15 protein-coding genes and 1 pseudogene are annotated in these 12,216 nt (G+C 36.0%); 6 read left to right on the top strand and 10 right to left on the bottom strand.

Annotated elements, in window-relative coordinates; all coding sequences use genetic code 11:
* Positions 1-78: 78 nt before the first annotated feature.
* Genes idi through ABN763_RS10275 form a run of 4 tightly spaced genes read left to right on the top strand, consistent with a single transcriptional unit; the run spans position 79 to position 1,798 of the window.
* Complete coding sequence (gene idi, locus ABN763_RS10290; protein WP_410485376.1) at positions 79-603, top strand: isopentenyl-diphosphate Delta-isomerase; 525 nt, start codon at positions 79-81, stop codon at positions 601-603.
* A complete protein-coding gene (locus tag ABN763_RS10285) occupies positions 600-1,010 on the top strand; it encodes a 6-pyruvoyl trahydropterin synthase family protein (RefSeq protein WP_410485375.1) in 411 nt (136 codons plus the stop codon). Before idi ends, ABN763_RS10285 begins: the two co-directional genes overlap by 4 nt.
* Positions 1,011-1,472 carry a peroxiredoxin gene (locus tag ABN763_RS10280; RefSeq protein WP_410485374.1) on the top strand — a complete coding sequence of 154 codons (462 nt, stop codon included), beginning with the start codon at positions 1,011-1,013 and terminating at the stop codon, positions 1,470-1,472.
* 59 nt (positions 1,473-1,531) lie between these two features.
* Positions 1,532-1,798 (top strand): hypothetical protein, encoded by a 267-nt coding sequence (locus ABN763_RS10275; RefSeq protein WP_410485373.1) that lies wholly within the window; start codon positions 1,532-1,534, stop codon positions 1,796-1,798.
* Between the two features lie 2 nt (positions 1,799-1,800).
* Here the strand turns inward: ABN763_RS10275 and ABN763_RS10270 are convergent, their stop codons facing one another.
* The 8 genes and pseudogenes from ABN763_RS10270 to ABN763_RS10235 form a co-directional block, all read right to left on the bottom strand.
* Complete coding sequence (locus ABN763_RS10270) at positions 1,801-2,508, bottom strand: DUF4369 domain-containing protein (RefSeq protein ID WP_410485372.1); 708 nt, start codon at positions 2,506-2,508, stop codon at positions 1,801-1,803.
* A 45-nt stretch (positions 2,509-2,553) separates the two neighbouring features.
* Positions 2,554-3,825 (bottom strand): DUF819 domain-containing protein, encoded by a 1,272-nt coding sequence (locus tag ABN763_RS10265; RefSeq protein ID WP_410485371.1) that lies wholly within the window; start codon positions 3,823-3,825, stop codon positions 2,554-2,556.
* 44 nt (positions 3,826-3,869) lie between these two features.
* A pseudogene (locus ABN763_RS10260) lies at positions 3,870-5,303 on the bottom strand (DUF5916 domain-containing protein); the annotation flags it as partial.
* A 27-nt stretch (positions 5,304-5,330) separates the two neighbouring features.
* A complete protein-coding gene (locus ABN763_RS10255; protein ID WP_410485370.1) occupies positions 5,331-6,092 on the bottom strand; it encodes a carbohydrate binding family 9 domain-containing protein in 762 nt (253 codons plus the stop codon).
* Between the two features lie 172 nt (positions 6,093-6,264).
* On the bottom strand, positions 6,265-6,438 hold the full coding sequence (locus ABN763_RS10250) for an Arc family DNA binding domain-containing protein (protein WP_410485369.1): 174 nt from the start codon (positions 6,436-6,438) through the stop codon (positions 6,265-6,267).
* Positions 6,439-6,440: 2 nt separating this feature from the next.
* Positions 6,441-7,379 carry an alpha/beta hydrolase family protein gene (locus ABN763_RS10245; protein WP_410485368.1) on the bottom strand — a complete coding sequence of 313 codons (939 nt, stop codon included), beginning with the start codon at positions 7,377-7,379 and terminating at the stop codon, positions 6,441-6,443.
* A complete protein-coding gene (locus ABN763_RS10240) occupies positions 7,376-7,876 on the bottom strand; it encodes a DUF6141 family protein (protein WP_410485367.1) in 501 nt (166 codons plus the stop codon). Before ABN763_RS10240 ends, ABN763_RS10245 begins: the two co-directional genes overlap by 4 nt.
* 37 nt (positions 7,877-7,913) lie before the next feature.
* On the bottom strand, positions 7,914-8,771 hold the full coding sequence (locus ABN763_RS10235; protein WP_410485366.1) for an SPFH domain-containing protein: 858 nt from the start codon (positions 8,769-8,771) through the stop codon (positions 7,914-7,916).
* A gap of 123 nt (positions 8,772-8,894) precedes the next feature.
* On the opposite strand from ABN763_RS10235, the gene ABN763_RS10230 reads away from it, so the two are divergent.
* Entirely contained in the window at positions 8,895-9,680 is a 786-nt protein-coding gene (locus tag ABN763_RS10230; RefSeq protein WP_410485365.1) for a S1/P1 nuclease, read from the top strand.
* 2 nt (positions 9,681-9,682) lie between these two features.
* Here the strand turns inward: ABN763_RS10230 and ABN763_RS10225 are convergent, their stop codons facing one another.
* Positions 9,683-10,543: an AraC family transcriptional regulator gene (locus ABN763_RS10225; protein WP_410485364.1), complete on the bottom strand. Its 861-nt coding sequence runs from the start codon at positions 10,541-10,543 to the stop codon at positions 9,683-9,685.
* A 161-nt stretch (positions 10,544-10,704) separates the two neighbouring features.
* Between ABN763_RS10225 and ABN763_RS10220 the strand changes: the two genes are divergently transcribed.
* Positions 10,705-11,121, top strand: coding sequence for a hypothetical protein (locus ABN763_RS10220; RefSeq protein ID WP_410485363.1), 417 nt, complete (start codon positions 10,705-10,707; stop codon positions 11,119-11,121).
* 425 nt (positions 11,122-11,546) lie between these two features.
* On the opposite strand, the gene ABN763_RS10215 is transcribed toward ABN763_RS10220, so the two are convergent.
* Positions 11,547-12,143 carry an alpha-ketoglutarate-dependent dioxygenase AlkB family protein gene (locus ABN763_RS10215; RefSeq protein ID WP_410485362.1) on the bottom strand — a complete coding sequence of 199 codons (597 nt, stop codon included), beginning with the start codon at positions 12,141-12,143 and terminating at the stop codon, positions 11,547-11,549.
* Positions 12,144-12,216: the final 73 nt, after the last annotated feature.

The raw sequence follows: 12,216 nt of genomic DNA, 5'->3' as shown, positions 1-12,216 counted from the left end.
TAATATTTTTTCATTTTTATTAAACATTTAGGATTTTTTTTCTTTGTATGTCCATTCCTTATCTTATTTTTGGACGCAATGGAAGAACAAGTAATTCTGGTAAACGAAAAGGATGAGCAAATAGGTACAATGCCAAAAATGGAAGCTCATGAAAAGGCAGTATTGCATAGGGCATTTTCTGTGTTTATTTTAAATAACAAAGGTGAACTTATGCTGCAACAACGTGCATTGCATAAATACCATTCTCCTGGTTTATGGACTAATACTTGCTGTTCTCATCAGCGAGTTGGCGAATCCAATATTGAGGCTGGTAAACGTCGTCTTCAAGAAGAAATGGGTTTCGTAACCAATTTGGAGGAAACGATATCTTTTATTTATAAGGCCCCTTTTGATAATGGTTTAACCGAGCATGAATATGACCATGTGATGGTGGGTTATTATGAAGATGATCCGCACATCAATAAAGATGAGGTAGCTTCCTGGAAATGGATGCCACTTGACGAGGTGCAAAAGGATATTGAAGAGAACCCGGATAATTATACCGTTTGGTTCAAAATTATTTTCGAGCGTTTTTACCCACACATTCAAGCATATCAAAAATGAAGGTAACTGTTAGTAGAAAAGCACATTTTAATGCTGCCCATAGATTGTACAGAAAGGACTGGAGCGACGAAAAAAACCAGCAGGTTTTTGACAAGTGTAACAATCCTAATTTTCACGGACATAATTATGATCTTATAGCTAGTGTAACTGGTCCTATAGACCAAGAAACGGGTTATGTGATCGATGTTAAAATTCTTAAAGATTTAATTAAAGAAGAGGTTGAAAATGCTTTTGATCATAAAAACTTAAATCTTGATGTGCCAGAGTTTAAAGACTTGAATCCTACGGCAGAAAACATATGTGTTGTTATATGGAACAAACTTCGAAAACGACTTCCTGAGCATTTAGACTTGGCAATAACGCTATATGAAACCCCGAGGAATTTTGTAAGCTATAGCGGTAATTAAATGGGACTTCAACTAGGAGATAATATATCTGATTTTAAGTCGATAGATCAGAATGGAACGATTTTTAAGAGTGAAGATTATATTGGTAAGAATATTCTAGTCATCTATTTCTATCCAAAAGATAATACTCCGGGATGTACAAAGGAAGCATGTGATTTTAGAGATGAATACCAATTGTTTGAAGAACTAGGCGCTAAAGTAGTAGGGGTAAGTGGTGATAGCGTAGCTTCACATAAAAAATTTGCAAAACGTCATAAGCTTCCATTTACCTTATTGGCTGATAAAAATAGAAAGCTTAGAAGATTGTTTGGCGTCGAGACAAATCTATTTGGTTTGTTACCAGGTCGTGAAACCTTTGTAATCGATAAGTCTGGTAAAATCGTGATGCGATTTAATAGTATGAATGCAAAAAATCATATGAAAAAGGCGCTTAAAAAAGTAGAGGAAATCGCCAAATCTTGATATTAGGTATATCTACTCTGTATTTTTTCGTTATCTTAACATCAATTAAAATTTAAAACATGGCAAGCATTCGCGATCTTAAAAAAGACATTAATTACGTGCTCGGAGATATTATTGAAGCTGTATATGAATGGGAACTAGACAATCCTGGAGCTGACACTAAAAAAAGCGAGGCTATTATTGATGAAGCCATTGCTACATTTGACGATCTTATTACCAAAGTAAGTGATCGTAAAGTAGAAAATAGATCCTCTTTTTTAAAATCTGTTAATAAAGAATTAGAATCAAAAGGAAATGCACTAATTGAAAAAGTGAACAAGCTTTAGGCCTATTTTTCTTTTTTAGTTTCATCGATGTGATTCTTCAATAGTTTTCCGTATCTAGAAGCTTGTATCTCTTTAGTTAAGGACTTATAAATAGTATCTAAATAAGTGACATTAGCGTCACGAATATCACTTATTGCAATATAAGGAGCTAATGCATTGTCTTTGTTGTTCATTGCAAAGTTTACTGCGTAAAGGTATTTGCTTTTTACATTTTGAAATGCCGCTTTATTAACCGAGTCAATTTTTGAAGCGTTGCTGTCAGTTTCTGCTTGCAATCCTTCCTTTATTAATCCTAGTTCTTTGGTATTAAATTGTGATAGCATTTCTTTATAAATCTCATATTTATCTTGAATTTCAGAACCGCTGATCACGTGTTTTGTGTCAAAGCTTTTTAGTTGTGTATCAATTCGTATTTCACCAGCTTGAGCGAAAAAGGGAATACGGTCATTAATAGTATTACCATCTTTTTTGTCAAGGTATAGGTACAACATTTCAGCACCATCAATATGAGTTGTAAACGTAAAGTTAGGATCGCCTTTTACTACAACACTATCGATTACTTGCAAGCTAGTATCTTGAATACGTTGTAGGTATAGGACTCCTTTCTTTAAGTTTTTTACTGTACCGTTTACAACTAGGTTATCTTCTTTATTTGAGCAGGCTATAAAAAGAATAAAGGTTAAAGCAACAGCGACATTTCTCTTGAACATAGATCGAATTTTGAAGGCACAAATATGCGATTAAATTTGAAAAGATTATACTTTAGATGCAGTTTCCATAAGAAAAGTACATAGCAATGCACCGTAGGTGCCTACAACATAACCAAATACAGCTAAAAGAACACCAACTGATGCTAATGAAGGGTGAAAAATAGAAGCTACTACCGGTGCTGAAGCAGCACCGCCAACATTGGCTTGACTACCAACTGCTAAGAAAAAGTAGGGCGCTTTAATAAGCTTTGCTACCAGAATTAATAGTGCTACATGGAAACTCATCCATACCAAGCCAATTAGCAATAAACCTGGATTTTCGAATATTTTGCTAAGATCCATTTTCATACCAATAGTAGCTACTAGTATATAAATGAAAATAGATCCTATTTTACTGGCTCCTGCGCCTTCGTAGTTTTTCGCTTTGGTAAATGAAAGTGCTATTCCGATGATTGTGACAATGGTCACCATCCAGAAGAACTGGCTACCAAAAGAAGACAATGCGCTTGATTTATCAGCCACAGCATCAAATGTTTCTGTTAGCCAAACTGAAATTCCGTTAGCACCTAAATGTCCAATTCCAACTGCTGTGAAAGCAATTCCTAACATGATCATCAAATCTGTTAAACTGGGATTACGAGTAACTTTAGCGGTAAAACTTGATACTTTTTCCTTTAGTTCTTCTATTGCGGTGGTATCAGCTTTTAACCAAGTATCAATTCTCTTTGATTTTCCTACGCCTATTAATATGATTGCAGTCCATAGGTTGCCCACTACGATATCAACTAAAACCATACCGCCATATTTATCGGGATTGTATTTAAAAATTTCTAGCATGGCAGCCTGATTAGCACCACCGCCAATCCAACTTCCGGCCAGGGTTGAGAGTCCTCGCCATACAGCATCAGGACCCACACCACCAACAGTTTCTGGTGAAAAAGTTGAAATAATTAATATAGCCAAGGGCCCTCCAATAATGATGCCTAGGGTACCTGTAAAAAACATGATCAGCGCTTTACCGCCCAAATTACTAATCGCTTTTAGATCAATGCTTAAAGTCATCAATACAAGTGCAGCTGGTAGTAAATAGCGACTCGCCATGAAATAAAGATTGGAATGCTTATCAGAAACCAGGTTAAAAGAACTAAACAATGATGGAATTAGATAACACATAAGTAGTGCTGGAACATATTTGTAAAAATGCTTCCAAACCCCTTTTTTAATCGATTCTGTGTAGAAAACAAAACCTAACGCGAGCATTAAAAGCCCGAAAACAATGGTATCGTTTGTAATTAATGGCAGTTGTTCTTCTTTCATAAGTTGCAATATATGAAAATGAACAACGTATTTTATTTCTTAGTCTAAATGTTGAGCCAATAGGTGAGTTTTAGATTGATCGACCTGTTTTTAGGAGCTATTGTTTCAGTAAAATAGTTGTCGTTATACACCAGGAACAGATCAGAAAGCGGTGCAAAACGCCATTGTAACCTTGAATTAATACTAAAATTATCTCGTTGATTACTGTATTGTATAAAAGTTGCCCAGAAAATAGACTTGTTGAAAGTAACATCGATTCTTGGTCCAACTAACCAAATATCTGCTGAGGGAAATGGGTCTGGCAAGGTAATGTTGTCATAATTAACCTGCATCGACGCCGTAAAGTATGGTTGCAGCCTTAAGTTAGCCCTACCTTGAAAAGAAAATCGGGTGCCGTTAAAAAACTCGCCATAAGAAGGGTTGATATTATACGAGAATTTTTTACGTTGGTCAGACTGAAAACCTAATGAAATTCTATGATACACATAAGCACGATCGGCAGGAAGTTCTAAACCGCCATCAGTACTCGTAGGATCAAAACTGTTAAACAAAAACGTATAACGTCGATTAATGTTAACGGTAATTCGTTCTTGCGATTTAAAATCAGCTTGATACCGACCAAAGATTGTGTAATCAGAGTTTTTGAAATTCTCTTCGGGTCTCCAGGTAAAAACGTTGGTAAAACTTAACGTATGTCTGTTAAAAACTCCTTTTTTGGGCCAAAGATATCGCTCTATTCGAGTCACCGTTTTAAAAATATCGGTACGTCGAACAAAACCAAGGTCTGACCTGAAATTTTCCCCTACCTGCCGGGCATCGGCTCTAAAAAGCCAGTTGCGGCTATTGTATGTGGTACTCATACCCCATGATAAATCCTTATCATCCACATTTGGTGAAAATGATTTGTGTAGATAATATTTTCCTATCCATGTATTGTCAGCTGACGCTAAGTTATAGTCAATTCCTGCAACTCGATTATAGCTATTATTGCTGAATTCGTCATCATTATCATTATTAAAATCATAATCTTTGGTTGATTGTCTGTTAATGAAAAACGCACTAATGTTCGATCGGCTAAATAGCTTATGTTGTACCACCGCTACGGCATTATTATTTGCGGCAATTTCATCATCGATATTCTCATCGGTTTGCACATTAATAAGACCAATTCGCAAGTTGTTATTAAGCTTACCACTAAGTCTTGCGCCCGCAACTATAGGATTTTCTGTGGCATCTCCGTTGAGATCAGATGCGATACCAATTCTTCTAGAGAAAAACGGGTTCCCATCACGATCATCCCCGAAAGTTCCAAATAGATCGCTATTTTCAATAAAAAACTGTCTTCTTTCGGGTAAACTTACTTCAAATCGACTTAAATTAGTTACCTGCTGATCAACCTCTACTTGTGAAAAATCTGGATTCAAGGTCAAATCTAAATTAAGACCGGTTCCAATGGTTAAACGAGCATCACCGCCAACTTTAAAATCATCAAAACTAGTGTTATTTTAATAGTCTTTTCCGGTTATGCCGTTGATATATGGAATAATTGCAATGGGTGTCTTTGCCTTGCGCAATGGTTTTTCAAAAATCATATCACCCATATAGGCCAGATTGAAAATGAACTGGTTTTGCGGGATTTGCATCCATGTATTTCGTTCGTTATCCTGAGTATCGAAATGGTAGCTATTGAACCGCCATTTGGTTTCTCCTTCTTTAAACTTAAAAGCGTAAAACGGAATTTCCCATTCAGCTATATAATACCCATCATATATTTTGGTTTCGCCTTTCCATTTGGTATCCCAGGAAGTAGTGAAGCCGCTAAGGTCGGTACCACCACCAGAAACTAAAGCTTCCCTTCGAACTCCAAGTGGATTCGTGCCAAATAAAAAAGCGTTGGTTCCGTCATTAAAAGTATCGAACATGAGGGTGATGTTATCGCTGCCACCTGCTCTAAAGTCCCTTCTTAGCGAAGGCACAACATATTCTTTTCCGGAAGCTTTTACTTTAATTCCAACATATAGAAAACGATCATTGTATAAAAACTTGATTTCAGCCTGCTGCTTTGCTTGTACGGTATCGGTGGGGAAATATTGCCAAAAATTATTGGCTACATTGGTTTCTTGCCAAGAAGGTTCGTCTAAAACACCATCTAAGGTTATAGGATCTTGAATATACTTTACGGTAACTTGCTTTTTCGCAAGTCCCGTTTGAGCAGTATTGTAGGTAAAATTTAAAAATACTGCTGCCAGAACTAAAAAATAGCGCATACTTTGGTTAGTTAGCCAAGCAAAAGTATGTTTTTAAACGTTAAGAAAAACCTAATTCCAATGGGCAATTAACCCTCTAAAATTGCTAGTTGTCTATTTGCAAGAATCTGATTTGATAGTGGCAAGGTTGCCACCTATTTAATAGGGAGTGAAACCTACTCATGATAAAGTACTAATCTTCTTGATCTTCTCTTTTTTTTGGCGCTCTTTTAGCCTGTTTTAAGTATTGCATTAGCATCCATTCAATTTGGCCATTGGTTGACCGAAACTCATCTGCAGCCCATTTTTCAATAGCCTTGAACATATCTTCATTAAGCCGTAATGCGAATGCTTTCTTTTTGGGCATAGCTATTTTTTAATGAATTTTTCCAATACATTAATCAACTTTGTTGATATTGGAAAGTCAGGTGAATAGTAGGACTTTTGGTTATCCTCAGGATTGGTTACTGTTTTTAAAACATGGTTCATCTGTTCAACGATCACAAGCTCGGCATCTGGTTTGGCTTTATGTAGGAGCTCTGCATCTTCAACGCGAACTTGTATATCAGCATCACCGTTAATAATCATCGTTGGTATGGTGATTGACTTAATTAATACACTAGGGTTATATCGATTGTAATCTTTTAAAATTGCTTGATTCTGAGGGGCAAATATGCTCATTAACATTGGATTTACAGCCTCGATGGTATCCTGTCGCTTTAAGGTTGCAAAATGTTCAGCGGCAGTTTTTCCAAGCATTTCATTTTGCTGAGTTATTTGTCTTACAATTGCATTTTCGACCGTTGTGCCCAAACCTGCAAGGGAGACAAACTTATCAACTGCGTTGGTAATTGAAAGCATGCTTACTAGGGAGCCTTGGCTGTGACCTATTAATATTATATTGTTGAATCGTTTATCATTTTCAAAATTTTTCAATATCGATTTAACGTCTTCAGCAAGTGCATTAAACTTCATTCCTTTAAGCATGATTGGAATGTTAGACTTAGTAGCCTGACGTTTATCGTATCTAAAAATGGCGATATCACGATTTGCCAGACTATCAGCAAGTTGTTTAATGTAATTTGCCTTTACATTAAAAGCCAATTGGTTTCCGTCTCGATCTGGATTTCCTGAACCTGGAACAAAAATGACAAGAGGCGTTTTATTAAGTGAGGCATTGTACGTTAAGGTGCCAGGAAGTGTTATATCCCCGTTTTTAAGTGTTATTTCCTCAGCGACTTTCTTTTGCCCATAAAGAACAGTACCCACTAAGAAGCTTACAATTAATATCGTTATTCGTGCTATCATGATTGTGTTTTAAAATATTGATCAATAGTACGCTGTGCTTCTGTTGGTCGCTGCGTACCAATAAGTAATTTTTTTCCGCTTATAAATTGAAGTTGAATGCCTTGGTTTCCAGAGGTATTATATGCTTTTCCACTACCTGATAAAGATATTTTATATCCCCAGCCTCCATATTCACCCATAGCACTGTAAGAGCGTGTATGACATTCTTTTAGTTCGCTCCATCGAATGAGTTTCATTTTTAAATGAAGCGGAAACATTTGATAATAAATGCCCTTTTCGTCAATACGAGTACGAAGTGAAATTGCGTAAAGGAGAAATAAAAATACCGCAGATAATACCATGGTACCATTAAAAATGATAAGCCCTGTTTGCCCTAATTTTTCTGCTCCATTAGCATTAACCTTATATACTGCGTATGCGATAATGGCTAAAGAACCCCATACAATTAAGTGCATGAACCACTGATTAAAACGTTGCTTTTCTACAAATACTCTCATCGTCAACTGTTCTTTCAAGTAAAAATTAAATAGTAATTTATGTAAGTGTTCCTGTATTTAGTACTGGAGTTGCATCTTTATCAGAACAAAGTATTACCATTAAATTGCTTACCATAGTGGCCTTACGTTCTTCGTCGAGCGTCACGATGTCTTTTTTACTTAATTCATCCAATGCCATCTCAACCATACTCACGGCACCTTCAACAATTTTATGTCGTGCCGCAATGATTGCGGTAGCTTGTTGCCGCTTTAGCATAGCATTCGCTATTTCTTGTGCATATGCTAAATACCCAATCCGGCTTTCTAGTACCTCAATACCTGCAATTGACAGTCGTTCTTCTAGCTCCTTTTCAAGTGCTTCGCTAACTTCATTAACACTAGAGCGAAGGGTAATGTCTTCATCAAGGCCTTCGTCGGCAAAATTGTCGTACGGATACATACTGGCTAGCTTGCGAACCGCTGCATCGGTCTGTACACGAACAAAATTCTCATAATTGTCTACTTCAAATGCAGCTTTATAAGTGTCAAGTACGCGCCATACCAAAATGGTACTAATCATTACTGGATTTCCTAACTTATCATTAACCTTCAGCCGTTCGCTATCAAAATTACTGGCTCTTAGAGAGATTTTCTTTTTGGTATAGAATGGATTTACCCAAAAAAGACCATTTTTCTTCACAGTGCCTTTATACTTGCCAAAAAGTAAGAGCACCTTCGATGTATTGGGATTTACCAAAACAAAGCCTGGTAATAAAAATAATACAGGAATAAACAGTAGGGCGTACTCAGGATTACCAGTGCTGGTCAACGCATAAATAATCAACCCGACAGCAGTTAAAAAGAACAGTAACATAATGTAACCATTCATGGGGACTGTAGTTTTCTCGTTAGACATATGTATTTAGTTTAAATTGATATTAAATTGATATTATAAAGATATGTATTTTTTTATGAATTTTCCAAATATTCTTGCGATGGAGGTTATTAATCTTACGTATTTTTGTGGAAAACATATGAAGTGAGAACGTACCTATTTTTAGTGATAATATTGTTGCTTGTAATGCCTTCTGAAACAACCGCTAATGAGTTTTTTTGGGGTAGTACAGGTCATCGAACAACCGGGCATATTGCTCAAAAACACCTTAGCAGAAAGGCGAGAAAGGCAGTAAAACGATTGTTGAAAGGAGGTAATTTGGCGTCTGCTTCCACCTTTGCCGATGAAATAAAGTCGGATGATGCCTACCGAAAATATAGCCCTTGGCATTATGTGAATTTTAATTTTGGTACCAAATATGGAGACCAGCCTTTAAATCCTGCTGGAGACATTATTATGGCGATCCGGAAATGTAAAGCAGTGTTGCAAGACCCGAATAGTTCAGATACTGATAAGGTTTTTTATCTAAAATTACTTGTCCATTTTATTGGTGATTTACATCAACCATTACATTGTGGGAAGGCTGAAGACAAAGGTGGCAACGATTTTCAGGTTCGCTGGTTTGATCAAGGCACCAATTTACACAAGGTTTGGGATTCTAAAATGATCGATAGCTATGGAATGAGCTATACCGAACTGGCCGAAAGCATTGATGTGCTATCCAAAAAAGAACGAAAAGCGATACAAGAAGGAAGCGTACTCGATTGGGCTTATGAATCTCAGGCATTGGCTGATAAAGTGTATAAATCTGCCAAAGTGGGAGAAAAACTTAGATATGATTATTCCTACAAAAATCTAGGTACTGTCAAGCAACAGCTACTTAAGGGTGGAATTCGCTTAGCCATGGTACTTAATGAGATATTTAAATAGTATTATGCAGGGGCATTATTAGCCTTTTTAAATACCTTTGGTGTTATCTGATAGTGTTTTTTAAAGACTTTGGTTAGGTGGCTTTCATCCGTAAAACCAAGCTCGTAGGCAATTTCTGCTATCGTCTGGTCGGTATTTCTCAGTCTATATTGCACCAGTTGCATTCTATAATTTTCTATGTATTGTCTAATGCTATCTCCAGTTTCTCTTTTAAAAAGCGCGTTAATGCTGTTAGCAGACATGCCGAAACTGTTAGCAATTTCATTGGTTTTCATCAATTCATGCTCATATACGTTAGTACGTATGTAACTAAGTACATCATCTATTCGAGAGGATTTTTTGGTGTATTTAGTTCTGTTTTTTCGATAGCTTCGCTCAATATTGCGGGCAATAAGACTTAAAATAGTACTGATTGTATTGGAGATTATGTTTTTTGAGTAGGGCTCGTCACTAACATATTCGCTTAATACCACCTCGTGAATTTGCCAAATGAGTTTTCGGTCGTTTTCATCATTGATAACATCACCTGGCATTAAATTGGGGTTGTGCAAAATATGTTCGATTCGATGCAGCCAGTAAGCCCTATCAGGTAACTGTTTATTTTGAGTAAAAAGTGTTTCAGTAAATTTAAAGTAGGTGAAAGTAGTTCGATCTTCAATTTCAAAATTGTGCACATCTTCTGGTGCTATGAGAAAAATATCTTTTGGTTTGTACTTAAATCGCACATTATTGATGGTGTGGTAACCAGTGCCTTCTTCAATAAAAATGATCTCAAAAAAATTGTGATTGTGTGGTTCAAACTCCCAAACATCGAATTGATATTGGTGCAACACAAAACTTTGATACAGATTAATACGGGTCATTGTGTTTAGTTCGTTGTTTTTCAATAGTTAAGATAAAATTTCACCGAAAACCTTTTCGTAACTAATTGATATTCAAAAGGTACAACTTTTTTGTAAAAAAGTACAAGTTCTTTTCTATGCATGCATAGTAATTTTGTCAAGCTGAATCAACCCCTCCAAAAATGAGTACAATTAAGATAAATATGTTCACCATAGCACGGGTATTTACCGGTGTTTATTTAGTATTTCATTCGTTTTTAAGAACCGTCGATTTTAATGGTTTTTTAAACAAAGTAGATGTTTATTTTGAAAACGTAACAGTATTCAATTTTAAAATACTGTATTACACAGCGCCCTTGGTTCCTTTTGAAGAATTTGCCTTAGGAATATTACTGGCGCTTGGTTTGTATACGCGTCTTGTACTAAAAATTGGAGTGGTGTTGCTTGCTTATCTGAGTTTGTTTCTCGTTGATGCAGGAATTTACTCGGAGGCTATTTGTCATTTAATAATGACAGTCGCATTTATGACGCTTTATATGTTTAGGGCGTACAATGTGCGATCGATGGATTATGAAATTCGCTCACACTCGTTGCTTTAATTTTTGGCACGAGCTTTGATATATAAGTTATGTAGCTGCTTACAACGAAGCGAGGCTGGTTACCAAGTGGAGTAGCAGTTACATTTTTTGGTTGGTTAGTGGAAAAGCATCCGATTTTCGGGTGCTTTTTTTTTGGAATCAAGAATGAACAGGAAGTATCTTGACCTAAAAGTTTACATAGGAGTTAGAAACCAAAACCAAAGAAAAAACTAAATGAAATGATATAAGAGAAATAATATAAAGAATGCTGTACGCTAATATTGAACATTAATGTTTACAACGCTCAACGTAAAACCCTCTTTATTCATTATTCCGCATTCTGAATTAATAATTTTAAAAACTCTAAACTCTAAACTCTAGACTCTAAACTCTAAACTCTAAACTCAGAACTCAGAACTCTGAACTCTGAACTCTGAACTAAATTATTATATCAATTTACGAAAGGTCAGGTTAATACGCGCTCCTATTGGTCTAGCTGTTTTTGCAATTTGATGTTGCCAATAATGCTGTGTAGTTCCTTTCATTAATAACAAACTTCCATTCGCTAAAAGAAGTTTGTGTTTTCGGTGCTTCTCTGTTTTATGACGAAGATGAAAAAACCGCTCCTCACCAAAACTTACAGATGCTATTACTGGATTGTTACCTAGTTCCTTTTCATCATCAGCGTGCCAGCCATTACTATCTTTTCCATCACGATATAAATTAAGCAATACCGTATTAAATGTATGATTACTAATGGCTTCAACCTTATTCTTAATCATGTTTAATAACGAAGTAAAGCGATGCGGATGCATCGTAATATTGGAGTAGGAATATGGTTGACCATCGTCTCCATATAAGGCAGTAAGTCTGGGTTGGGCATATACTTTACCGTAAACGGTAATATCATCTTGTTGCCAAGGCGTTTCTGTTAAAAGCTGATGATATATAGAATTAGCCTTTTGCGCATTAAAAAAATTAGGATAGTACACTACGTCCCCATCTTTTAAATTGAACGGTATTGGCTCTGAAAAAAGAGACATTGATTTTATTAACTAGTATGCAATGAATAATACTTCATTATAAAATTAAGTGAAAAGAATAAATCTTTAAGTT

This window comes from Spongiivirga sp. MCCC 1A20706 (genome assembly GCF_046524175.1).
Taxonomy (GTDB): Bacteria; Bacteroidota; Bacteroidia; order Flavobacteriales; family Flavobacteriaceae; genus Spongiivirga.
This window is presented reverse-complemented; position numbering and strand designations above follow the sequence as displayed.